This is a genomic window from Pseudomonas parasichuanensis (genome assembly GCF_021601385.1).
Taxonomy (GTDB): Bacteria; Pseudomonadota; Gammaproteobacteria; order Pseudomonadales; family Pseudomonadaceae; genus Aquipseudomonas; species Aquipseudomonas parasichuanensis.
Window position 1 is genome coordinate 1 of the sequence record NZ_BQHO01000050.1, and the last position, 21,322, is coordinate 21,322.

A 21,322-nucleotide genomic window follows, 5' to 3' on the forward strand; every position below is an offset into this window, starting at 1 on the left:
GGGAGGCGCGGCTGCGGGCGGTGTTCGAGGAGGCGGGGTTCAGCCGGTTCCGGCGGGCGACACAGACGCCGTTCAACCTGATCTTGGAGGCCCGTAAGTAACACTTGAGCTTGTGTCGGCCCTTTCGCGGGCTTGCCCGCGAAAGGGCCGGGCCTGCAAAGCAGAAGGGGCGCCATCTGGCGCCCCTTCTTATTTGCTGCTTAGGCTTGCGCGTCCCACGGACGGTCGCCTTTTTCATCCTTGACGCGGGTCGGCAGGCCCATCACGTCCAGCGCCTTGAGGAACGGCTCGGCTGGCAGCTCCTCGACGTTGACCATGCGGCCGGCGTCCCACTCACCGCGGGCGACCAGCAGGGCGGCAGCCACCGGCGGCACGCCGGCGGTGTACGAGATGCCCTGGCTGTCGGTCTCGGCGTAGGCTTCTTCGTGATCCGCCACGTTGTAGATGAATACTTCGCGCGGCTGGCCGTCCTTGGTGCCCTTGACCAGGTCGCCGATGCAAGTCTTGCCGGTATAGCCCGGGGCCAGCGAGGCCGGGTCGGGCAGTACGGCCTTGACCACTTTCAGCGGTACCACTTCCAGGCCTTCGGCGGTTTTCACCGGTTGCTCGCTGAGCAGGCCGAGGTTCTTCAGCACGGTGAACACATTGATGTAGTGCTCGCCGAAGCTCATCCAGAAACGCACGTTCGGCACGTTCAGGTTCTTCGAGATCGAGTGCACTTCGTCATGGCCGGTGAGGTACAGGTTCTGCGAACCCACTACCGGCAAGTCGTCGGTGCGCTTGACCTCGAACATGGTGTTGCTGGTCCACTGGCTGTTCTGCCAGCTCCACACTTGCCCGGTGAACTCGCGGAAGTTGATTTCCGGGTCGAAGTTGGTGGCGAAGTACTTGCCGTGGGAGCCGGCATTCACGTCCAGGATGTCGATCGAGTCGATCTGGTCGAAGTACTGCTGCTGCGCGAGTTTCGCGTAGCTGTTCACCACACCCGGGTCGAAGCCGACGCCGAGAATGGCGGTAATGTTCTTTTGTTGGCACTCTTCGAGGTGTTTCCACTCGTAGTTGCCGTACCACGGCGGGGTCTCGCAGATCTTGCCCGGCTCTTCGTGGATGGCGGTGTCCAGGTAGGCGACACCGGTATCGATGCAGGCACGCAGCACCGACATGTTGAGGAACGCGGAACCGACGTTGATCACGATCTGCGATTCGGTCTCGCGGATCAGTGCCTTGGTCGCCTCGACATCGAGGGCGTTGAGCGCGAAGGCCTGGATGTCGGCGGGTACCTTGAGGCTACCCTTGGCCTTGACGCTGTCGATGATGGCCTGGCATTTGGAGATGTTCCGTGACGCAATCGCAATACGACCCAGTTCGTCGTTATGCTGTGCGCACTTGTGGGCCACCACCTTGGCGACACCTCCTGCACCAATGATAAGAACGTTCTTCTTCAATTCAGCTGCTCTCCTTCATGAAAGCCCGTCTTACGACAGGCTGGAAACGTAGTCTTCGAAACCGAACTCGCGCACCACTTCGACGCTGCCGTCGAGTTGCTTGACCGCGATGGACGGCATCTTCAAACCGTTGAACCAGTTTTTCTTGACCATGGTGTAGCCCGCCGTGTCGACGAACGACAGGCGATCGCCAATGGCCAGTGGCTTGTCGAATTGGTACTCGCCGAAGATGTCGCCGGCCAGGCACGATTTACCGCAGACCATGTAGGTGTGCGCGCCATCGTTGGGGGCCATCTTGGCGTTGAGGCGGTAGATCAGCAGGTCGAGCAGGTGCGCTTCGATCGAGCTGTCGACCACGGCCAGGTGCTTGCCGTTGTACAGGGTGTCGAGCACGGTCACTTCCAGCGAGGCGCTGTTGGTGATGGCCGCTTCGCCCGGCTCCAGGTACACCTGCACGCCGTAGGTTTGCGAGAACTGCTTCAGGCGCGCGCAGAAGGCGTCCACCGCGTAGTCTTCGCCGGTGAAGTGGATGCCGCCACCGAGGCTGACCCACTCGACCTTGTGCAGCAGGTGGCCGAAGCGCTCTTCGATGTGGGTGAGCATCTTGTCGAACAGGCCGAAGTCACCGTTCTCGCAGTTGTTGTGGAACATGAAGCCGGAGATCTTCTCGATCACCTTCTCGATTTTTTCCGGGTCCCACTCACCGAGGCGGCTGAACGGGCGCGCCGGGTCGGCCAGCAGGTAGTCGGAGCTGCTCACCTGCGGGTTGACGCGCAGGCCGCGCACCTTGCCTTCGGATTGCTCGGCGAAACGCTCGAGCTGGCCGATGGAGTTGAAGATGATCTTGTCGCAGTTGTCGAGCATCTCTTCGACTTCATCGTCGGCCCAGGCCACGCTGTAGGCGTGGGTTTCGCCGGCGAACTTCTGGCGGCCGAGCTTGAGCTCGAACAGCGAGGACGAGGTGGTACCGTCCATGTACTGCTGCATCAGGTCGAACACCGACCAGGTAGCGAAGCACTTGAGGGCAAGCAGGGCCTTGGCACCGGAGTGTTCGCGCACGTAGGCGATCTTCTCCATGTTGCTCAGCAGCTTGGTTTTATCGATGAGGTAGTAAGGCGTCTTGATCATTTAAAGGCCCCCGGCCAGGCCGGCCAAAAAAAGGACACGCATTGTGCCTTCACTTGCCACAGTTCGAAAGGGCGCAGGGCGCTTTTCGTCCGAGTCGTCGCTGATTGCACATACAAAGCGCCATCATTCTGTTGCCCGGGCTCCGCTGTTGGGGAGTGCCTGGCGTGCAGTGGCCTTATTGAAACAGACGAATATGACCATCCTGATCAAAGGCCGGCAGCGAGGGGCGGGCAATGAAAGTAGGTGTAATTTCCGATACCCATGGCTTGCTGCGCCCCGAAGCGCTGGCGGCGCTCGAAGGCTGCGCGCTGATCGTGCATGCCGGCGACATCGGCAAGCCACAGGTGCTTGAGGCGCTGGCAGCGCTTGCGCCGCTGCGGGTGGTACGTGGCAACAACGACCTGGCGCTGCCCTGGGCCGCGGGCTTGCCGGACGTGGAGAGGTTCGAGGTGCAAGGTTGGCAGGTGCTGCTGGTGCACGACCTGGCCGATGTGCCGGCGCACCTGGACCAGGGCGTGCAGCTGGTGATCACCGGGCATTCGCACAAACCGCTGATCGAACAGCGGGAGGGCTGCCTTTACCTCAACCCGGGCAGCGCCGGGCCCCGGCGGTTCAGCCTGCCGGTGACCCTGGCGCTGGTCGAGGTGGGCGCGGATGCGCTGGTGCCGGAAATTGTCCCGCTGCTGGGTGCCAGCCCGCTCAAGGCAACTTCGCGATGACCTTGATCTCGAAGTCGAAGCCGTAAAGCCAGGTGACGCCCACCGCCGTCAAGGTCGGATGGGGGGCGTTGCCCCAATACTCCGGTACCACCTGCCAGATGGTTTCGAAGGTTGATTGCGGGTCGACCATGAACACCGTCACGTCCTGCACATCGTCGAAGCTGCAACCCGCTTCGCGCAGGATCGCTTCGAGGTTGGCGAAGGCCCGGTGGACCTGGGCCTTGAGGTCGGGTTCCGGCGAGCCGTCTTCGCGGCTGCCGACCTGTCCAGAGACGAACAGCAGGCCATTGGCGCGGATGGCCGGCGAATAGCGGTTACGCTCGTACAGGGCCTGGCGGCCAGGTGGGAATATCACGTCGCGGCGGGTCATGGTGGCGTCCTTCGTGGTAGGGAGGGTCCCACTGTATGCCGCGCATCAATCCCGATAATCAGGCAGGTGCGGTTAAGATTGTTTGCATATTGCAAATAATTGGAGGTGCCGATGGACCGCTTCGAGGCCATGCGTGCTTTTTCCCGAGTGGTGGAAACCGGTAGTTTCACCAAGGCTGCCGAGACCCTGAACATCAGTCGCACCAGCGTCACCCAGCTGATCCAGCAACTGGAGGCGCGGTTGCGGGTACGCCTGCTCAATCGCACCACCCGACGGGTGAGCGTGACCCGTGATGGCGCCCAGTTCCATGAGCGCGTGCAGCGCCTGCTGGCCGACCTGGAAGAGGCCGAAAGCAGCCTGGGCGAAGCCGCCCAGCGCCCGCGTGGCAAGCTCAGGGTCGATGTGCCGAGCCCGCTGGCGCGTCTGGTGCTGGTGCCCGCGCTGGCCGATTTCCACGCCCGCTATCCCGATATCCAGATCGAAATGGGCGTCAGCGACCGTATGGTCGACATCATCGGCGAACATGTCGATTGCGTGGTGCGCGGCGGCGAGTTGCTCGACCAGTCGTTGATGGCGCGGCGGGTGGCCGACCTGCAACTGGGTGTCTACGCCGCGCCGGCTTACCTTGAACGCCTGGGCACCCCGACCCACCCCGACGAACTGGAAGGCTCGGCCCATCATGTGGTGGGTTTTCTCTGGGCGCGAACCGGCAGGCCGCTGCCGCTGAACCTGGCGCGTGGAGCGCAGCACGTGCAGGTCCAGGGGCATTGCGTGTTGGCAGTCGACGATGGCAATGCCTACCTCGCGGCCGGCCTGGCCGGCCTGGGCGTGCTCTGGCTGCCGGACTACATGGCCCGCGAGCAGGTGGCCCAGGGCGCGCTGGTGCGTCTGTTCGAGGACTGGCAGCTGGCGCCCATGCCGTTGTATGTCGCCTATCCGCCGAATCGCCATGTGGGCGCACGGCTGCGGGTGTTCATCGACTGGGTAGCGCAAGTGGCGGCCAGGCTCTGACGCGAGGTCAGGCCAGCAAGTCCTCGTGAAACGCGCCGTAGGGCAGCTCGGGGTGGGCAATCTGGATTTCCAGTATCCACAAGCCTTCGCCCGGCTGCCCGTCGAAAGCGCCCAGGTCACCGGCCCGGTAGATGGCATGGGGGAAATCGCTGACGCGATGGCCCTTGATTTCCAGGTTCAGCGTCCAGCCCATCTGCCGAGCGCGCTCGGCGGCAAAGTCGTAGAGCGCGATGCCCGTCACCCCCTGGGTACGCCAGTGGGCCTGGACCTCGTCGAACAGGGTTTTCACCGCTGCGGCGCAGGCGATCATCTGCGGGTTGTTGCCGGTGACGAAGGTGGTACCGGCATCACCCTCATGGCCTTCCCAGACCACACCCATGTCGATGAAGTAGATGTCGTCCGCGCCCAGCACCGGGTCGCCGTCCGAGCGCTGCTTGAAGGTCTTCAGGGTGTTGGCGCCGAAGCGGATGTGGGTGGGGTGCCAGATCCGCTGCATCCCCAGTGTTTCCAGTACTTGCTGGCCCAGCGCGCGGGCTTCGGATTCGCGCATGCCGGGCTGGATGCCCTGGGCGATGCGCTCGACGGCCTGCCAGGTCATGCGCTGGGCATGCTTCATCAGTTCCAGCTGATAGGGGGCACCCACAGCTTCCTTTGCAGTGTTGCTGGCACTCATGCCGTTACTCCTCATCGGGGTATTTCGTTGTGATTATTTTTATATAGCGATCAGCTTCAACGCTTCTGGCTCTGGGCGCAAGCCGCGCAGGAACAGGTCGGCCAGCGCCTGGGTGGATGCCCGCGTCGGCTTGCGGTTTGCCGAACTGCCCGGCGCCTCGCCGAACCGGAAACTGGCCAGGGGCGTGGACCAGAGGAACAGTAGCAGGTGCTCCGGTGCGGTCCGGGCAATCAGGCCGCGCTCCATCCACTGTGCAAGGCAGGCCAGGTTCTGCCGGGCGCTGTGACGCAACGCCTCGCTGCGCTCGCCGGGCAGGCGCTGGCCGCCGTGGAGCATCTCCTTGAGCCAGACCCGCGTGGCATGGGGGTGCTGGCGGGCCACCTCGGCCTTGGCCTCGACGTAGCGGGGCAGGGCCTGTTCGGGATGCACCTCGGGCGTGAGGCTGTGCGAGGCGCGCAGCAGCGGCTCCATCACCAGGTCCAGCACGGCGGTGTAGAGCTGCTGCTTCTTGCGAAAGTAGTAGAAGACATTGGCCCTGGGCAGGCCGGCGCGGGTGGCGATGGCGTCGACCCGGGCGGCGGCGAAGCCGTGTTGGGCGAACTCTTCGCTGGCGGCTTCGAGGATCAGTTGCAGGTTGCGGTCACGGATACTGGACATGGCAGAGGCAGGACTTCTGAATCGCTATGTTCAAAAGTATATAGCGATACCCGGTTGGCCTGCCATCGGCATGTACCCGCGAGCAGGGCCTAGGCCACCTGTTCCAGCCAGGCGCGGATCTGCTCCAGTGTGGCGGTCGCGCCACCGCAGACGATGACCAGCACATTGCCGTACGCCTGGAAAACGCCTGGTCGCTGCAACAACGCCAGCGCCGCCCCGCAGGCCGGCTCGACCAGCACCCGGTGATCGCGCAGCAGCCTTTCGCAGGCTTGCAGCGCTTCGCGGTCGCTGACCAGGTGGCTGTGGACTGGGTGAGCAAGGCTGCAAGCCAGCGCCTGCTCGGCCACCCGCTTGGCCCCCAGCGAGGTCGCCACCGACTGGATTCCCGGCAGCTCCACGGTATGCCCGGCCTTGATGGCCTCGTGCAGCGACGCCGCACCTTCGGTCTCCACCGCCAGCACCGGTACGTCGTGCCAGCCATTGCGTTGCAGGCCCTCGACCACACCGCTGAGCAAGCCGCCGCCACCGACCGAGAGCACCACGGCATCGGGCTTTAAGCCGGCCGCCGCCACTTCGTCGATCATGCTGGCATGGCCGGTCCACAGCAGCGGGTCGTCGAACGGGTGGATGAAGGCATCGTCCGGCCCCTGCAGCGTCTGGGCATGGGCGTTGGCCTCTTGCCACGAGCTGCCGTGCACCACCACCTTGGCGTCCTCGAGGATCAGTAGCTCCTTGGCCCGCTCGGTGGTGGTTTCCGGCACCACCACGGTCACCGGCAGCCCCAGCTTGCGCCCGGCATAGGCCACCGCCAGCCCGGCGTTGCCGCCCGACGACGAGACGAAATGTTGCGCGCCGCGGGCCTGGTGGGTTTCACAGGCATGCCCCACCCCACGCAGCTTGAACGAGCCGCAGGGTTGCAGGGCCTCGAGCTTGAGCCACACCGGGCGGCCGGCGCTCAGTGACAGGGGGCGGGATTCGACCAGCGGGGTTTGGATGTGCAGTGGCATGGGAACTCCAGGTTTCAGTCGCGGGCAGCCGGCGCGTGTTCGCCGCGCAGCTGTTCCAGATAGTTGTAGATGGTGTAGCGGGTCACCCCGAGGGCTTCGGCGGCCTTCTCCACACCGCCCTTGACGATGAACAGGCCGCGCTCCTGCATGACCCGCACCGCCTCGACCTTGGCCTGCTTGTTCATCCGGCCCTGGCCGCTGCGTTGCAGCGAGTCGTGGATGATCTCGGCTATCAGCACGGCCATGTCGGCGGGCTCGGCGCTTACGCCCGGGGCGGGGGTGGCACCCAGTGGCTGAAAATGCTGCAGGAAGGCCATGGCGGCATCGAGGCCGGTGACATCGGTGTTCACGCACAGGCTGGCAAACGGGTGCCCGCTGCTGTCGCGGAAGATCGCCGTGGCGCTGCGCAGGTTGCGGCCTTTGAGCGTGGTGGGGTAGTCGGGCAGCACCACCGGCGCGCTGCCTGGCTGGCCATTGGCGGCCTGCATCAGGGCCTTGAAGCCCTGGTCTTGTTCGGGGGCAGCGAGGATCGGGCTGCCGACCTGGCGCCCGGAGAGCTGGCCGTTGACGATGGCCACCACCGAGTGTTCGGGGTGGTCGAGGTCATGCAGGAGGATTTCGACGTTGCTTGGCACAACGCTGCCTAAGGCCTGGAGGGTGGCCTTGAGCACGGTGAGGGTGAGCTGGCGCTCTTGGGAAGGCGTCATGGTGGCATCGCATTATCAACATTTAGTTGATTTTTGCATGCCTTGTTGAAAATTTCTAACGGTCTTACGCAGTTTTTTCTGTAGGAGCGGCCTTGTGTCGCGAAAGGGCCGCAACGCGGCCCCGTTTTTTGCGTTGCCGAACCAATGGCCGGGGCCGCTGTGCGGCCCTTTCGCGGCACAAGGCCGCTCCTGCAGTGGATGTGCGAGCCCGATGCCTGTGGATCAGGCCAGCTTTGGCGTACGCGGCGGGATCATCCGGCGCGAGCCGGTCGCCTCGAAAGCAGCGGCAAATTTCAACAGATTGTTGTCACTGTAGGCCTTGCCGGCGAAGGTCAGGCCTACCGGCATGCCGATATCGGCCATCACGCCCATCGGCACGGTCACGGTCGGCACACCCAGGTGGCGGATCGCCAGGTTGCCGTTGGCCACCCAGATACCGTTGCTCCAGGCGATGTCCGCCGAGGCAGGGTTCACATCGGCATCGGCCGGGCCGACATCGGCCACGGTGGGGAACAGCACTGCATCCAGGCCCTGGGCGTCCATCCAGTCTTCCAGGTCTTGCTTGCGGGTCTGTTCCAGGCCGCGCAGGCCGTCCGGCACGGTGGCGATCTGGTCCCAGGTCTTCAGGCCGCGCTTGGCCATGTTGACGTACTCGTCCATGCCGGCGGCCAGGTCGTCCTCACGGTTGGGCAGGGTGCCCGGGTCGTGGGGGAAGATCTGCGGGCCGTCGACGTCGGCCAGGCGGTTGAGCTTGGGGTCGTCGTTTGCCCGCAGGAAGTCGTCGAAGGCCCAGCCGGACAGTTCCCACAGCTCGTCATGGAGGAATTCCTTGCTGACGATGCCGCGGTTGTACACGGTTGGCGCGCCCGGGCGATCGCCCTCGCAGTTGGACACCAGCGGGAAGTCGGTCTCGACCACTTCGGCGCCGGCCGCTTCCAGGGCCTGGCGCGCCTGCTTCCACAGTTCGATCACGCTGGCGCGGGTGTTGATGCGCTGGCCAGTCGGGCCGCCGATGCCCGGCTTTTCGGACGTACCGGCCTCGGCGTCAGCATTGATGTACATGCGCGGCACGGCGAAGCGCTTGCCCTTGAGCGAGGCGGCATCGGCTGCCAGGTCCAGGTACGAGGCCGGGCGCACGCTGGAGGCAGCGGGGATCGGCACCCACGGTTGCAGGCGCCACAGGTCGCCGCGCTGGTCGGCGTCGTCGGCCACCACCACGTCGAGGATCTCCAGCAGGTCGGCCATGGTGCGGGCGTAGGGCACCACCACATCCATGGTCGGGGTCAGCGGCCAGTTGCCGCGTACCGAAATCACCCCGCGCGACGGGGTGTAGGCGCACAGGCCGTTGTTCGAAGCAGGGCCACGGCCACTCGACCAGGTTTCTTCGGCCAGGCCGAAGGCGCTGTAGCTGGCAGCGGTGGCGGTGCCGGCGCCGTTGGACGAGCCAGAGGCGAACGGCGCGGTCAGGTAGGCGGCGTTGTACGGGCTTTCGGCGCGGCCATACACGCCGCGCTGCATGCCGCCGTTGGCCATGGGCGGCATGTTGGTCTTGCCCAGGCAGATGGCGCCGCCGGCGCGCAGGCGCTCGACGGTGAAGGCATCGCGCTGGGCGACCAGGTCCTTGAATGCAGGGCTGCCGGAGGCGGCGGTCAGGCCTTTGACCAGGTAGCTGTCCTTGGCGGTGTAGGGGATGCCGTCCAGCGGGCCGAGCACTTCGCCACGGGCCCGGCGGGCATCGGAGGCCTCGGCCTCTTTCAGGGCGTCTGGGTTGCGCACCACCACGGCATTGAGTGCGGTGGCGGTGTCCTTGCCGTCATAGGCGTCGATACGCGCCAGGTAGGCCTTGACCAGCTCGACCGCAGTCGTGCGGCCAGACTCGAGCGCGTCGCGCAGCTCGGCAATGGAAACCTCGGTTACCTCGATCATGCTGTCACCACAGTTGTGCAGGTGGAAAAATCATGGCGGCGAGTGTAGCAAGAAGGCTTTGCCGGAGCAGGCATGCAGTGGGGAAATGCTTCGTTGCGCCGCAGCACAGTGTGGGGCGTGGGTATTGCGCTGGCGCCATTCGCCGGCAAGGCCGGCGAAGGGTTCACCTCAGGTCGTTGGTCGATTACAGCAGCTTGCGCTGTACCGCCTCGTCCAGGGTGCTGCGCGCCAGCTCACGGACCACGTCGCGGGTGTCGGCCTGGAACGGCAGGCCGACGATCAGCACCAGCTGCATCCAGGTACGCACCGACTCGCTCTTGCTGATACGGCCGACTTCCTTGCCTTCCTTGTCCTTGAACACGGTCTGCAGGGTAAAGGTGTTCTTCGCCGTGGAAGGGATGATGAAGAAGGTGAAGCCGGTGATGAACGCCGAAGCCATGATGAACTGCTCATGGTTGGTCAGGGTCGACTCGGCGTACAGGTCCGATTCGACCTTGCGCGTGTTCACCTGGGCGAATCGGCCGGATTCCTGGTAGGTCTCGCTGATGGCCTTTTCCCACATCTGCGCCTGGGCGCCGGCGGCGGCGGCGGCCGGGTTGTCGTTGACCTGGTACAGCGCGGTGGTGCGCAGGTAGGCGCTGGGCTTGGCCGCCACGCTGCTGGCCGCAGGCGGCCAGGTGCCGACCGGGGCCAGGTCACCGGTGGAATAAGAAACGCAGCCACCCAGCAGCAATGCGCCGAGCAGCAATCCTTGTTTAAGCACGTTCATGAATCGATTCCTGATTTAACGTTTGGCCAATTGCACGGTGGCGGTGTCCAGCAGTTCGCCCACCAGCAGCGAGAGCTGCTTGCCGCCCATGATGGTCGGTGCCCAGTAGTCGCCGCCGTACAGGCCGACGTTGTGCTTGAAGGTGATCTGGTCCTTGGCACGGGCCAGCTCGACGCCTTCGCGGTCGACGATCACCAGGTCGCCGGCCAGGTCGAAACTGTCGACGTAGATCGGCCCGTTGACCCAGATCCACAGGGTCAGGGTCAGCAGCGCACCGGGGAAATAGCCAGGGTGCGGCGCGCGACGGCCCTTGAGCGAGGTCATGTCGAACTTCAGCACCACGTCCTGTTCGCCCAGGCGGGTGGGGTACTCGCTGACCGACTTGAAATAGCCGGCCTTGTCCACGTAGCGGTCGAGGTCTTTGGTCAGCGAGCGGCTGATGGCTTCGCGGGTAGCCTGGTCGAGGCCGGGGGCCGAGACCGTGACGTCGGCGACTTGCGCGGTGCGCGGGCTGGTGACGGCGGAGGCATGCACAGGGGCATTGATGGGCCCGGTGACCTGGAAGGACACGCAGCCGCCCATAGACAGCATCGCCACGAGGGCGGTGCTCTTAAGAAGTTGCTTCAAACCGGTACATCCTTGTTCGAGAAGGCTGATCAAGGATTACGGCTGTGAGGCGTGGAACTTTAGGGCAAAGTGCCACTATTTTATCCGGGCCGCCCAGCGTGGCTGAGCGACCCCTGCGTGATCAGCCCAGATCGGCCGCCGAATGGCGCTCGGCTACCTGGCTGGCTTCATCCCCCCAGGTTCGGTTTACCCGGGTACCCCGCTGCACGGCCGGGCGTTGCGCGATGGCGTCGGCCCAGCGTTGCACGTTGGGGTATTCGTGCACGGCAAGGAACTCTGCCGCGCCGTAGAGGTTGCCGCGTACCAGTTGGCCATACCACGGCCATACGGCGATGTCGGCGATGCTGTATTGCTCGCCACCCAGGTAGGTGCTTTCGGCCAGGCGACGGTCGAGTACGTCGAGTTGGCGTTTGGCTTCCATGGTGAAGCGGTTGATGGCGTACTCGAACTTCTCGGGCGCGTACACATAGAAGTGGCCAAAACCACCGCCCAGGTAGGGCGCCGAGCCCATCTGCCAGAACAGCCAGTTCAGGCTTTCGGTGCGGTTGGCGGGGTCCTTGGGCAGCAGGGCGCCGAATTTTTCTGCCAGGTACAGCAGGATCGAGCCGGATTCGAACACCCGTACCGGCGGTTCGACGCTGCGGTCGAGCAGGGCGGGGATCTTCGAGTTCGGGTTGACCCCGACGAAGCCGCTGCCGAACTGGTCGCCCTCGCCGATACGGATCAGCCAGGCGTCGTATTCGGCGCCGGTGTGCCCCAGGGCCAGCAGCTCTTCGAGCAGGATGGTCACCTTGACGCCGTTGGGGGTGGCCAGGGAGTAGAGCTGCAGCGGGTGCTTGCCCACGGGCAGTTGTTTGTCGTGGGTGGGCCCGGCGATCGGGCGATTGATGCTGGCGAACTGGCCACCGGAGGGGGCTTCGTGGGTCCAGACCTTGGGCGGGGCGTAGGGGGGCTTGCTCATGCGCGGGAACTCCTGGAGGGCGTGATGAGGCATCTATGCCATGGGTTCGGCGCGAGGGGCAAATGCATAGGATGCATAGCTGATATCGATGGCCAGCACTTGACGCTGGCCCTGTGTAGGAGCGGCCTTGTGGGTGTGGGCTCAGGCCACCGGAATCAACGGATCAGCCGCCGCCAGCGCCGCCGCACGATCATTGGCCGCCGGCGGGTAGATCCAGATCGAGTTGATCTGGTGCTTGAGTATCTTGGCCTCGGCCTTGTCGGTGGGCGGCGACACCGTGCGTTCCCAGCCTTCGGTGTACACCGCGCCCCAGGCGCCGAGGTCCAGGCAGGTGACGTACTTGGGCTGGCTGTAGGTCATCGGCGTCACGCCGATCAGTTCGGCGGCGGCGTTGTTGCCGGCGTAGCGGCCCAGCGGGATGGCGTGCTGGCAGGACATCACCGCATGGTTGCCGACCTCGTCGCAGGCGGCGTAGGCCACGTCCCCCGCAGCGTACACCGCGTCATTGCCGATGACCTTGAGGTTGCCGTCGACGTGCAGGCGGCCCTGGCGGTCGCGCTCACCACTGATCTGCCCGGTGAGCGGGTTGGCCTTGAAACCGACGGTCCAGATCACCGTGCTGGCGTCGATGCGCTGGCCGTTGTCGAGTACCACGCCACCGGCATCCACCGAGGCCACCGTGGCGCCGCAGATCCATTCAATACCCAGCGCAGCGCTGGCCTGCTCGATGGCCGGGCGGATCCCGTCGCCCAGTGCGGCGCCGATCGCCTGGCCACGGTCGATCACGATCACCCGGAGGGGCACGTGGTCACCGAGAATCTTGCGCAAGCGCGACGGCAGTTCGGTGGCGGTCTCGATACCGGTGAAGCCGCCACCGGCCACCACCACGGTATTGCGTGCCTCGCTGTCGGGCCGGCTGGCGAGGGATTTCAGGTGTGCTTCAAGGCGTGACGCCGAGTCGATCTTGTCGACATCGAAGGCATGTTCGATGCCAGCCATGTCGGGCCGATTGAGCACGCTGCCGCAGGCCATGATCAGCCGGTCGTAAGGCAACTTCGAGGTCACGCCGCCGGGGGCGTGGTAAGTCACTGCTCGGTTTTTTTCGTCGATGTGGCTGGCGCTACCTTTGACGAAGCGCACATTGACCGCATCGAACAGCGCCTGCAGCTGCGCGGCCATGGTGTGCACTTCGGGTTCGTAGAAGCGCGGGCGCACATGCAGTTCGGCCTGGGGCGCGAGCACGGTGATGGCGACGTCGTCGCGACCGTGCAGGTCAAGCTGGCGGGCGGCGCCCAGGGCGCTCCACAGCCCGGCGAAGCCTGCGCCAATGATCAGGATCTGTTTCATGGGGGTGCTCCTGGAGATTCCGAATACCGCGGATTGTTGAAGTTGTCGGTTCGGGCCCGGCAGTGGGAAAAGGGTACGCCTGATGCCGTTGGCGTGGCCGTGGCCCGACCTGCGGCCCCGCGATGGGGGCCGGCCGCAGCAAGGATGCTAAGGGTGGCCGGCGTTGCGCCCTAGGCCAAAGAACCCTGGATTTCGGCCAGCGGCACGCTGCGGGCGAAGCGTGCGCGGTAGTCGCGCGGGGTAACCGCCAGGTGGCGCTGAAACGCCTGGCGCATGCGTTCCTCACTGCCAAAGCCGCAGTGGCGGGCAATCTGCTCGATGTGCTGGGTGGAGTTCTCCAGCAGGCGGCGGGCGGCCTCCAGGCGAAACAGCTCGATGGCCTTGGCCGGGGTGCGGCCGGTCTTCTGTTTGTACACCCGGGTGAAATTGCGCAGGCTCATGCGCGCCTGCTCGGCCAGGCGCTCGACACTCAGGCGCGGGTCGCCCAGGTGGTCGTTGAGCCACAGGTGCAGGGCGTCGAAGGCCGCGCTGTCCTCGCCCTGGGCCTTGAGCAGCTCGCTGAATTGCGCTTGCCCGCCGGGGCGCTTGAGGAACACCACCAGCTCGCGCGCCACCTGCATGGCCACCTCGCGGCCGCAATCGGCTTCGACCAGGGCCAGGGCCAGGTCGATACCGGCGCTCACCCCGGCGGAGGTCCACACCTGGTCCTGCTGCACGAAGATCGATTCGGCATCCACCTCGATGGCCGGGAAGCGCTGGTGCAGGGCGTCGCACATGGCCCAGTGGGTCGCCGCCCGGCGGCCGTCGAGCAGGCCGGCGGCGGCCAGCAGGAAGGTGCCGCTGCACACCGAGGCGGTGCACCGGGCGCGGGCGGCGGCCAGGCGCAGGCAGCCGACCAGTTCGCCGTGTTCGGGGAGGGTGCGGACTATCTCCGGGGCGCCGGGCACCACCAGGGTGTCCAGCGGTTCGTGCAACCAGGGCTGCAAAGGCTCGGTACCCACGGCCAGCCCTTCGGCGGTGGGCACCAGGCCACCGCTGAGGCTGGCGGTGACCACCCGGTAGCCGGGCAGGCCACGTTCGGCGCGGGCCTTGCTGGCGGCCCAGAACACGGTTTGCGCGCCCGTCAGGTCGAGCAGGCCCATTTGCGGGTAGGCGAGGAACAGCACGGTGTGCGGCTGGTCGAGCGACTGCACGAGCGGGTCGGGGATTTGCGGGATGTCGGTCATGGCGTGCTGCTTGGGCGGATGGCTTGCCCTAGTCGATCAGCTCGCGCGGCGTTGTTCAAGCGCCGCGCGGCGTATACCGGCTCTGTATCGAAGCCCGCCCAGTCTCCTGGACGGCTTCTTCGATACAGGACGGGTCTGTCGCCGTCAGGGGCCGCTCAACCAATCCCACTCGCTTGGCAGGTGCAGGCAGTGGGTGGGTTGAGCTTGCGATAGAGCCTGTCGGCCAACTGAGCGATCGCTAATTGTCGGCAGATCACACAGACGCCGAGTATGAGTAGAAGGCTGACGCTCCCGCCGAATATCTGCTGGCCCCGGACCAGGCGTTGCAGGTGTTCCTGCGGCGGATCGACGAGTACCTCACAGATGACCTGGTTGTCTTCGGGGGCCAGCAGCACCAGGCCAGATTTGCAACGCTCTGCCGTCAGTTGCCAGCTGTTGCCAAATAGCGGCTCTGCCGTTTGGCCGTTGGTCCAGAAGTTGGTCCCGGACTTCTTGACGGTGAGCAACGCCTTGTCCTGCTTGAACAGGTAAGAGGTAGGCATTAGTACGATCATAACCAGCACGAGCATGACGATGGCCGAGCGCTTGCGCGCGGCATAGTCCGGCTCTTTCATTCGAGTGGTTTCTGGGTCGAAGAAGTGCCTGGCGCGCGTCAGGTCGCTCAGGGCGATGTCATGTTGTTCGATCAGCGCAAACGCGCGGTTTGCAGAACGGGTATTGGGGAAGCGGATGCGGGTGAGAAAGCGCACGCCTTCTACATCGCGCAACGCTTTCCAGTGCTCATTCAGTTCGTCGTCGTTGAAGCGCTTGCTGCCGGCGATCAACCACCAGATACGTTGCAGCAGGAAGTGCGCCGAACCGGCCCTGTGCCAGGCCAGCAGCACGAGAAGTGCCACGCCAACGGCATACAGCAAAGGTTGCGCCTCTTTGAGGGGCGCAATGATGTCGTTCATCCATGACAGTTCAGCGGGGGCGGCCATTGGGTTTCCTTACATGTACGGGTGTTTGAAAGCCGGTGGGTGGCGCGGCCGATAACTACGGCGCTGGGCTTGACCCACGTTCGGGCCTGGTCGCTTGATCCTCCTCGCTGGGCTGCACGTGCGCATTGCTTACTGGCCCTACGGTACGTGTCTTGAACCGCGTTGCGGTTTCGTGCATCTCCTTGCGTTGGAGTTGAGTCGACATGTTCGAGTTGGGGCGGGCGTGGAAAAATGGCGCCAGCTGCGTGAGTTGTGACAAGTCGGCAATCGGCCAGATCAAGCCGTCCGGCGTTGCGATGATGGCCTTCATCGGATGGCTTGAGCCTTCATCGGAATGTGCCTCGCACAGCGCTTCGAGATAGGCGGCCATTTCCTCCAAACTAAGACCCTGAGCAACATCCCACAGCACCGTTTCAGCTGGCGCAGGCGCGATATGCCTGGGTGTTGTTTTGGCGCTTAGCCACTGGTTGCCACGCAGGGCATCGAGATAGGGTTGGGTCTCGAGGCTGGCCTCATGAACAGGCAGTAAGCCTTGCTGTGCACGGGGTTGGCCTTTGGAGAACTCGGGGTATACGACAAAATGCCCGCGTCGTGACAGGGTGACGAAGATCACGTCCTTATCGGGATCGACGTTTGTCATCAACTCGTGCATGAACTTGATTTTTTCAGTCTTCAGTTTCCCCTTGCTGGCCTTGAACTCCAGCAGGAAGAAGCGCTTGTTGATGCTCGTCAAGGTATCGCCACTGGCGGTTTCCGCGTGCCCGTCGAGTTTCGCGAGCAATGGCGGAGGGGTGCAGGTTTGGGTCAGGAAGTCGCGCAGACGTTCCTCAACCTCAACGGATGGCTGCTGTTCGGATTGCTGCTTTTTGTGCGCGGTGACAAACGCGCCATAGTTGGCGCGCTGTCTTCTCATCCACTGCATATCGCGGAATGCCAGGATGACGGCATCCTCCCACGGCGTGTTGTCGTTGCTGTTGCTCAACCTGCTCACTCCCTGGCATTGCGCCGTTTTCATGTGTGCCTATACGACACCATCGAGGAGGTGAGGGCAATAGCAAAGTGCCGGTAAGCCGCAGGGTAGACGTGTAGGCCAGGTTTCTACGTGCCGTGTCGTCGAGTAGCAAGTGGCCGGGCGCCTGCTCGCAGGCGCCCGGCCACTGCATCAGAAGCGGTAATCCACCGTGGCAAAGTACGAGCGCGGCGCGCCCAGCAGCCACTGCTCGCCACTGTAGGCCGACATCGCATATTCACGGTCGAACAGGTTGTTCACCTGCAGCCCCAGGCGCACGTCCGGCAGTACCTGCCAGCCGATGTTGCCATCGACCACCGTGTAGCCCGGCACCTGCTGGTCGTTGGCGGTGGTGGCGTAGCGCTGGTCGACGTAGCGCAGGCCGATGCCGGCATCGACCGCCTGGCCGAAGCCTTTGCTCAGCCACAGGTTGGCGGTGCGCCGTGGCACATCGGTGGGGCGGTTGCCCGAGCGGTCGTAGGCGATGCCGCCGCTCACTTCGTCGAACTTGTCGTACTCCGCCCTCACCAGCGCCGCATTGGCCGACAGCTGCCACTGGTTGCCCAGCGCCAGTTCCAGGCTTGCCTCCAGGCCATCGGCGGTCTGTTGGCCGGCCTGCTGTCTGGTATGGGTGACCGGGTCGCTGACCAAGAGTTTCTTCTTGACGATGTGGTAGGCCGCCAGGGTCCATTCGCCGCGGCCTTCCCAGAAGCGCTGCTTGAGGCCCAGTTCGGTCTGCTTGGCTTCGGTCAGGTCCAGGCGCTGCTCGGGGCGCAGGGTGATCAGGTCGCCGACGCCGTCCTCGCTGGTGGAGTACTGGCCGTACAGCGACAGGTCGTCGGTGACGGCGAACACCAGCCCGGCGCGCCAGTTGCCACCCTGCAGGCTACGGTCGCCGCGGCTGCCGTCGAGCAGGTTGCTGCGGTCGATGTGGTTCTGGTCGCGGCGGATACCTGTGACCAGCGAGAGGCGCTCGGTGAGCTGGGTGCGGTTTTCGGCGAACAGGGCGAAGGTGCTGGTTTTCGACAGCGACTGCGGCCGGGTCGGGCTGGCGCTGTGGAAGGCACCGGGCGCGGGCTGCCAAGGGTCGAGCGGGTCTGTGCTGCCGTCGTCGTAGGGCGAGTTGCTGTCGATGTTGAAGCGGATGCGGTTGTACTCGGCACCGACCACGGTCTTGCTGGCCAGGCCGAACAGCGAGTGATCGAAGGTGAAGCTCTGGCGGTCGCCGATCTGCTCCTGGTTGTGCTTGATCTCGAGGAAACTGCCGCGCTGCACCACGCCATTGTCAGCGTCCCAGGCATATTGCTCGGCGTTGCGCCAGTGGCGGCGGCTCTTGATGTAGTAGAGCTGGTTGCTGGCCGAGACGCTGTCGTTGATGGCCCAGTCGGTGGTGAAGCGTGTCCACTCGTCATGGTAGCGCTGCACGTCGTTGCTGACGTTGTAGTTCTTCTTGGCCAGGCTGCTGCGCAGATGGCCGTCGATCAGCGGCGTGCCGTAGTAGTTGGCTGGCTGCGCATCGCCACGCTCGTGGGCGAAGGTGAAGCTGAGGTCGTCGCTGGCATCGAAGCGCAGCGCGGCGCTCAGGGCCAGGCTGCGCGAGTCGGTGCGGTCGATGTAGCCGTTGCCGGCCTGCTGATTGAGGGTGACGCGGTAGCTCAGGCGCTCGCTCAGGCTGCCGCCGCTGTCCAGGCCCAGTTGCTGGCGGTCCCAGGAGCCGTAGCCCAGGCGCAGGTGATTTTGGATCTCGCCGGCAATGGGCTTTTTCGGGATCACGTTGACCACCGCGCCGGTGGCGCCTTCGCCGTACAGCACCGAGGCCGGGCCGCGGATGACGTCGATGCGCTCGACCATCCATGGGTCGACCGGGAAGGTCTGGGTGCCGGCACCGGTGTACAGGCGCGCGCCGTCGAACAGGGTCATCACCGAGTTTTGCCCGGTGAAGCCGCGCGCCGACAGGCCGGTGCCGCCATCGCCGGGGGTGCCGATGAAGGTGATGCCCGGCGAGCGGGTCACGGCGTCCTGCACGGTGAGGTTGTTGCGCTGCTGGATCTGCGCCTCGCCCAGGCTGCTGGTGCTGGCGGGGGTGTCCAGGGCGCTGAGGTTCAGGCGTGAACCGGCCTGGGTCGGGGTGGCCAGGTCGAGGGTTTGCCCATCGCGGCTGTCGGTGATGGCCGTGGAGGGCAGGGTGAGGGTGCTCTGCTGCTCGGCCTGGGCCGGCAGGGCGACGGCCAGGCAGGCCGCCAGGGAGTAACGCTTGCTGATACGGGACATGTCGTTCCACTGCTGCGGGAAGGAATGGATCCCGGTGGAAAACACGCAAAAGGCGACCCGCGCACGCAGGCGCGCACGCGGAAACCGGCCTGCGCCCGCCCACCGCGGGTTGCCAAGTGGAGCCTCAGGCCGGTCTCCGGGCTTGCGAGGGTCGTGAAGCCTTCACCTTCCCATGCTGGCGCACAGTGGTGTGTCGAAGGGTTCGCTCGCTTACCGTTGCGGGGGCAGCGCCGGACTTGTCGCATGGGGCGACGCACCGGCTTCCCGTTTCACCCTGCGCACGGCGGCGCAGGACACCTGAAACTGGCGCGCATCTGACCATCGTGGGGGGCGTCAGTCAAGCTTTTGCGAGAAGGGAAATGTCAGGTAGGTCAAGGGGTTATGCGGTGGTTTCGCGGGCCTCATCGCCGGCAAGCCGGCTCCCACAGTAATAGCGTATTAGCCTGTGGGAGCCGGCTTGCCGGCGATGAGGGCCTGACAGGTGTTTCAGCGGCCGCGTCGGCGCGACACCCGTGCTTCGATATTCTTGCGGCCGATCAGCAGGGGTGGCTTTTCCACCACGGGCTCGTCGGCCAGCCACTTGTACATCACCAGGCAGTCCACCAGCCCCAGCTGGGCGTGACGGTAGGCCCGAGGCAGGCGCCCGACCGTCTCGAAACCGAGCTTGTGCCACAGCGCCACGGCCACCTCGTTGGTCGCCACCACCGAGTTGAACTGCAGGGCCAGGAAGCCTTCCTGGCGTGCCAGCTTCTGCGAGTGCTCGCACATCAGCCGCGCCACGCCGCGGCCACGGGCGTTTTCGCAGACCATATAGCCGCAGTTGCCAACGTGAGCGCCGGGGCCGGCGGCATTGGCCTTGAGGTAGTAGCTGCCGAGCAGTTCGCCGTCCGCTTCGGCCACCAGGGTGCGCAGCGGTGCTTCAAGCCACAGCGTAAGGGCCTGCTCGTAACTCAGGGCGGGGTCGAAGGCGTAGGTCTGGCGGGCCTGGACGATGGCCTGGAAGGTTGGCCAGAAGCGCGGGAAGTCTTCCGGGGTCATGGGGCGGATGTGGATCATGGCGGCTCCTGCGCGGGCTGGGCCGCCAAGTCTGGGTGTCGCGGCGCCGGCGCGCAAGGGCGCTGGCGCCGCGTAGGGGCTAGTTGCCGGCTTTGCCGAGCGCATCCAGCGCCCGGGCCGAGTACACCAGTGCGGCGCCGGCATTCATCGCCACCGCCACGCCGAGGGCTTCGGCGATCTCTTCGCGGGTGGCGCCGTGCTTGACCGCCTGTTGCGAATGCACGGCGATACAGCCGTCACAGCGGGTGGTCACCGCCACGGCCAGGGAGATCAGCTCGCGGGTCTTGGCGTCGAGGTGGTTGGTCTTGGCCCCGGCGCCGCTGGCGGTCATGTAGCCGGCCACGGTGTCGGGAGACAGTTGCTTGAGATCGCCGATGCCGGCCATCAACTGCTTACGGTAGGCGTCCCAGTCCATCATGCTCATCGTCTTCACCTTGTCAGGTTGGTCGGAGGAGCTTTCAGGCTAGTCGAATATGGGAGGACTGAGCTGTCCGCCGGCAGGCCGGCGAACAGCCATTGGCCTCAGATGTAGATGAACACCAGCACCAAGGCGGCGACCACTGCCCACTTTTCCAGGTAGTAGCGCATGCGGTTGCGTTTTTTCAGCGCCTTGCCGCGTTCACGGATCTTGTAGATGCGGGTGAACAGGCGGTTGATGCCACCGGTCTTGTCATTGGCATCGTTGGGCGCGGCGGCGGCGGCCATGACGTTGCGGCTGAACCAGCGGTTGAAGGCGCTCGCCCAGCGGTACTTGAGCGGGCGTTCGACGTCGCAGAACAGGATGATGCGGTTGTGCTCGGTGGTGTTGGCGGCGTAGTGGATGTAGGTCTCGTCGAACATCACCGCTTCGCCGTCGCGCCACGCGTATTTCTCGCCGTCGACATCGATGTAGCAGCCGTCGTCGTTGGGCGTGTCCAGGCCCAGGTGGTAGCGGTAGGAACCGGCGTACGGGTCGCGGTGGCGCACCAGCTTGGCACCCGGCGGCAGGGTGGCGAACATCGCCGCCTTGACCGTGCCGATGCCCTGCAGCAGCTCGGTGGTGCGTGGGCACAGGCTCATCGCCGAAGGGTGGCTTTCGCCGTACCACTTCAGGTAGAAGCGCTTCCAGCCGGTCTTGAAGAACGAGTTGAAACCGACGTCGTCGTAGTTCTCGGACTTCTTGATCTCGCCAGCATGCAGCAACTGCTGGGCTTCGGCACGGATCTCCTGCCAGTGGTCCTTGAGCGGCTGCAGCTCGGGGAACGCCTCGACCGGCAGGTAGGGCTTGGCCGGGAGCCTGGAGAACAGGTAGAGGAAACTGTTGACCGGGGCGAGGAAGCTGGAGTGGTCGCCCAGCTGGCGGGTCAGTTTGTGACGCACCCGACCGCGCAGGTGAACATAGGCGATCGAGAGGACGAAGATCAGTACGAGTGCAATTTTCATGGACGGTTACT

The 21,322-nt window shown here is 64.9% G+C and carries 21 protein-coding genes and 1 riboswitch; of the genes, 2 read left to right on the forward strand and 19 right to left on the reverse strand.

Translation table 11 applies throughout. The annotated features are described in order from the left end of the window. Positions 1-200: 200 nt before the first annotated feature. A complete protein-coding gene (locus tag L6D77_RS25430) occupies positions 201-1,445 on the reverse strand; it encodes a saccharopine dehydrogenase family protein (RefSeq protein WP_232885046.1) in 1,245 nt (414 codons plus the stop codon). Between the two features lie 30 nt (positions 1,446-1,475). Then, entirely contained in the window at positions 1,476-2,573 is a 1,098-nt protein-coding gene (locus tag L6D77_RS25435) for a carboxynorspermidine decarboxylase (protein ID WP_232885045.1), read from the reverse strand. Between the two features lie 233 nt (positions 2,574-2,806). On the opposite strand from L6D77_RS25435, the gene L6D77_RS25440 reads away from it, so the two are divergent. After that, positions 2,807-3,292 carry a metallophosphoesterase family protein gene (locus L6D77_RS25440; protein ID WP_232885044.1) on the forward strand — a complete coding sequence of 162 codons (486 nt, stop codon included), beginning with the start codon at positions 2,807-2,809 and terminating at the stop codon, positions 3,290-3,292. On the opposite strand, the gene L6D77_RS25445 is transcribed toward L6D77_RS25440, so the two are convergent. Next, positions 3,273-3,662 carry a RidA family protein gene (locus L6D77_RS25445; protein WP_232885043.1) on the reverse strand — a complete coding sequence of 130 codons (390 nt, stop codon included), beginning with the start codon at positions 3,660-3,662 and terminating at the stop codon, positions 3,273-3,275. The two genes, L6D77_RS25440 and L6D77_RS25445, sit on opposite strands and share 20 nt — an antisense overlap. 111 nt (positions 3,663-3,773) lie before the next feature. Here L6D77_RS25445 and L6D77_RS25450 point away from each other — a divergent pair, with 111 nt between their 5' ends. Continuing rightward, positions 3,774-4,673 carry a LysR family transcriptional regulator gene (locus tag L6D77_RS25450; protein ID WP_232885042.1) on the forward strand — a complete coding sequence of 300 codons (900 nt, stop codon included), beginning with the start codon at positions 3,774-3,776 and terminating at the stop codon, positions 4,671-4,673. 7 nt (positions 4,674-4,680) lie between these two features. On the opposite strand, the gene L6D77_RS25455 is transcribed toward L6D77_RS25450, so the two are convergent. The 16 genes from L6D77_RS25455 to lpxO all read right to left on the reverse strand — a co-directional run bounded on the left by L6D77_RS25455 (position 4,681) and on the right by lpxO (position 21,311). Further along, positions 4,681-5,346 carry a M24 family metallopeptidase gene (locus L6D77_RS25455; protein WP_232885041.1) on the reverse strand — a complete coding sequence of 222 codons (666 nt, stop codon included), beginning with the start codon at positions 5,344-5,346 and terminating at the stop codon, positions 4,681-4,683. A gap of 39 nt (positions 5,347-5,385) precedes the next feature. Further along, the gene (locus L6D77_RS25460) at positions 5,386-6,003 is read right to left on the reverse strand and encodes a TetR/AcrR family transcriptional regulator (RefSeq protein ID WP_232885040.1); all 618 of its coding nucleotides are present in this window, start codon (positions 6,001-6,003) and stop codon (positions 5,386-5,388) included. Positions 6,004-6,092: 89 nt separating this feature from the next. Beyond that, positions 6,093-7,010 carry a pyridoxal-phosphate dependent enzyme gene (locus L6D77_RS25465; protein WP_232885039.1) on the reverse strand — a complete coding sequence of 306 codons (918 nt, stop codon included), beginning with the start codon at positions 7,008-7,010 and terminating at the stop codon, positions 6,093-6,095. Between the two features lie 14 nt (positions 7,011-7,024). Continuing rightward, on the reverse strand, positions 7,025-7,717 hold the full coding sequence (locus L6D77_RS25470; RefSeq protein WP_232885038.1) for a helix-turn-helix transcriptional regulator: 693 nt from the start codon (positions 7,715-7,717) through the stop codon (positions 7,025-7,027). A gap of 222 nt (positions 7,718-7,939) precedes the next feature. Then, on the reverse strand, positions 7,940-9,643 hold the full coding sequence (locus L6D77_RS25475) for an amidase (RefSeq protein WP_232885037.1): 1,704 nt from the start codon (positions 9,641-9,643) through the stop codon (positions 7,940-7,942). Between the two features lie 184 nt (positions 9,644-9,827). After that, positions 9,828-10,412 carry a hypothetical protein gene (locus L6D77_RS25480; RefSeq protein WP_232885036.1) on the reverse strand — a complete coding sequence of 195 codons (585 nt, stop codon included), beginning with the start codon at positions 10,410-10,412 and terminating at the stop codon, positions 9,828-9,830. A 15-nt stretch (positions 10,413-10,427) separates the two neighbouring features. After that, on the reverse strand, positions 10,428-11,003 hold the full coding sequence (locus tag L6D77_RS25485; protein WP_232885082.1) for a hypothetical protein: 576 nt from the start codon (positions 11,001-11,003) through the stop codon (positions 10,428-10,430). Positions 11,004-11,160: 157 nt separating this feature from the next. Beyond that, on the reverse strand, positions 11,161-12,000 hold the full coding sequence (yghU, locus tag L6D77_RS25490; protein WP_232885035.1) for a glutathione-dependent disulfide-bond oxidoreductase: 840 nt from the start codon (positions 11,998-12,000) through the stop codon (positions 11,161-11,163). A 141-nt stretch (positions 12,001-12,141) separates the two neighbouring features. Continuing rightward, a complete protein-coding gene (locus tag L6D77_RS25495) occupies positions 12,142-13,347 on the reverse strand; it encodes an NAD(P)/FAD-dependent oxidoreductase (RefSeq protein WP_232885034.1) in 1,206 nt (401 codons plus the stop codon). A 170-nt stretch (positions 13,348-13,517) separates the two neighbouring features. After that, on the reverse strand, positions 13,518-14,573 hold the full coding sequence (locus L6D77_RS25500; RefSeq protein WP_232885033.1) for a GlxA family transcriptional regulator: 1,056 nt from the start codon (positions 14,571-14,573) through the stop codon (positions 13,518-13,520). Between the two features lie 155 nt (positions 14,574-14,728). Next, positions 14,729-15,553, reverse strand: a complete 825-nt coding sequence (locus L6D77_RS25505) for a DUF6216 family protein (protein ID WP_232885032.1) — start codon at positions 15,551-15,553, stop codon at positions 14,729-14,731. A 55-nt stretch (positions 15,554-15,608) separates the two neighbouring features. Then, positions 15,609-16,535, reverse strand: coding sequence for a hypothetical protein (locus L6D77_RS25510; protein WP_232885031.1), 927 nt, complete (start codon positions 16,533-16,535; stop codon positions 15,609-15,611). A 180-nt stretch (positions 16,536-16,715) separates the two neighbouring features. After that, positions 16,716-18,833, reverse strand: coding sequence for a TonB-dependent receptor (locus L6D77_RS25515; protein ID WP_232885030.1), 2,118 nt, complete (start codon positions 18,831-18,833; stop codon positions 16,716-16,718). A 110-nt stretch (positions 18,834-18,943) separates the two neighbouring features. Beyond that, positions 18,944-19,149: riboswitch (cobalamin riboswitch) on the reverse strand. Positions 19,150-19,319: 170 nt separating this feature from the next. Continuing rightward, on the reverse strand, positions 19,320-19,889 hold the full coding sequence (locus L6D77_RS25520) for a GNAT family N-acetyltransferase (protein WP_232885029.1): 570 nt from the start codon (positions 19,887-19,889) through the stop codon (positions 19,320-19,322). A gap of 79 nt (positions 19,890-19,968) precedes the next feature. Beyond that, positions 19,969-20,313, reverse strand: a complete 345-nt coding sequence (locus L6D77_RS25525; RefSeq protein ID WP_232885028.1) for a carboxymuconolactone decarboxylase family protein — start codon at positions 20,311-20,313, stop codon at positions 19,969-19,971. A 98-nt stretch (positions 20,314-20,411) separates the two neighbouring features. Then, positions 20,412-21,311: a lipid A hydroxylase LpxO gene (gene lpxO, locus L6D77_RS25530; protein WP_232885027.1), complete on the reverse strand. Its 900-nt coding sequence runs from the start codon at positions 21,309-21,311 to the stop codon at positions 20,412-20,414. Between the last annotated feature and the right edge of the window lie 11 nt (positions 21,312-21,322).

Bases quoted from the DNA above. Each gene is read 5' to 3' on its own strand.
- L6D77_RS25435 (WP_232885045.1), bottom strand. From the start codon at position 2,573: ATGATCAAGACGCCTTACTACCTCATCGATAAAACCAAGCTGCTGAGC.
- L6D77_RS25440 (WP_232885044.1), top strand. From the start codon at position 2,807: ATGAAAGTAGGTGTAATTTCCGATACCCATGGCTTGCTGCGCCCCGAA.
- L6D77_RS25445 (WP_232885043.1), bottom strand. From the start codon at position 3,662: ATGACCCGCCGCGACGTGATATTCCCACCTGGCCGCCAGGCCCTGTAC.
- L6D77_RS25450 (WP_232885042.1), top strand. From the start codon at position 3,774: ATGGACCGCTTCGAGGCCATGCGTGCTTTTTCCCGAGTGGTGGAAACC.
- L6D77_RS25455 (WP_232885041.1), bottom strand. From the start codon at position 5,346: ATGAGTGCCAGCAACACTGCAAAGGAAGCTGTGGGTGCCCCCTATCAG.
- L6D77_RS25460 (WP_232885040.1), bottom strand. From the start codon at position 6,003: ATGTCCAGTATCCGTGACCGCAACCTGCAACTGATCCTCGAAGCCGCC.
- L6D77_RS25465 (WP_232885039.1), bottom strand. From the start codon at position 7,010: ATGCCACTGCACATCCAAACCCCGCTGGTCGAATCCCGCCCCCTGTCA.
- L6D77_RS25470 (WP_232885038.1), bottom strand. From the start codon at position 7,717: ATGACGCCTTCCCAAGAGCGCCAGCTCACCCTCACCGTGCTCAAGGCC.
- L6D77_RS25475 (WP_232885037.1), bottom strand. From the start codon at position 9,643: ATGATCGAGGTAACCGAGGTTTCCATTGCCGAGCTGCGCGACGCGCTC.
- L6D77_RS25480 (WP_232885036.1), bottom strand. From the start codon at position 10,412: ATGAACGTGCTTAAACAAGGATTGCTGCTCGGCGCATTGCTGCTGGGT.
- L6D77_RS25485 (WP_232885082.1), bottom strand. From the start codon at position 11,003: ATGCTGTCTATGGGCGGCTGCGTGTCCTTCCAGGTCACCGGGCCCATC.
- yghU (WP_232885035.1), bottom strand. From the start codon at position 12,000: ATGAGCAAGCCCCCCTACGCCCCGCCCAAGGTCTGGACCCACGAAGCC.
- L6D77_RS25495 (WP_232885034.1), bottom strand. From the start codon at position 13,347: ATGAAACAGATCCTGATCATTGGCGCAGGCTTCGCCGGGCTGTGGAGC.
- L6D77_RS25500 (WP_232885033.1), bottom strand. From the start codon at position 14,573: ATGACCGACATCCCGCAAATCCCCGACCCGCTCGTGCAGTCGCTCGAC.
- L6D77_RS25505 (WP_232885032.1), bottom strand. From the start codon at position 15,553: ATGGCCGCCCCCGCTGAACTGTCATGGATGAACGACATCATTGCGCCC.
- L6D77_RS25515 (WP_232885030.1), bottom strand. From the start codon at position 18,833: ATGTCCCGTATCAGCAAGCGTTACTCCCTGGCGGCCTGCCTGGCCGTC.
- L6D77_RS25520 (WP_232885029.1), bottom strand. From the start codon at position 19,889: ATGATCCACATCCGCCCCATGACCCCGGAAGACTTCCCGCGCTTCTGG.
- L6D77_RS25525 (WP_232885028.1), bottom strand. From the start codon at position 20,313: ATGAGCATGATGGACTGGGACGCCTACCGTAAGCAGTTGATGGCCGGC.
- lpxO (WP_232885027.1), bottom strand. From the start codon at position 21,311: ATGAAAATTGCACTCGTACTGATCTTCGTCCTCTCGATCGCCTATGTT.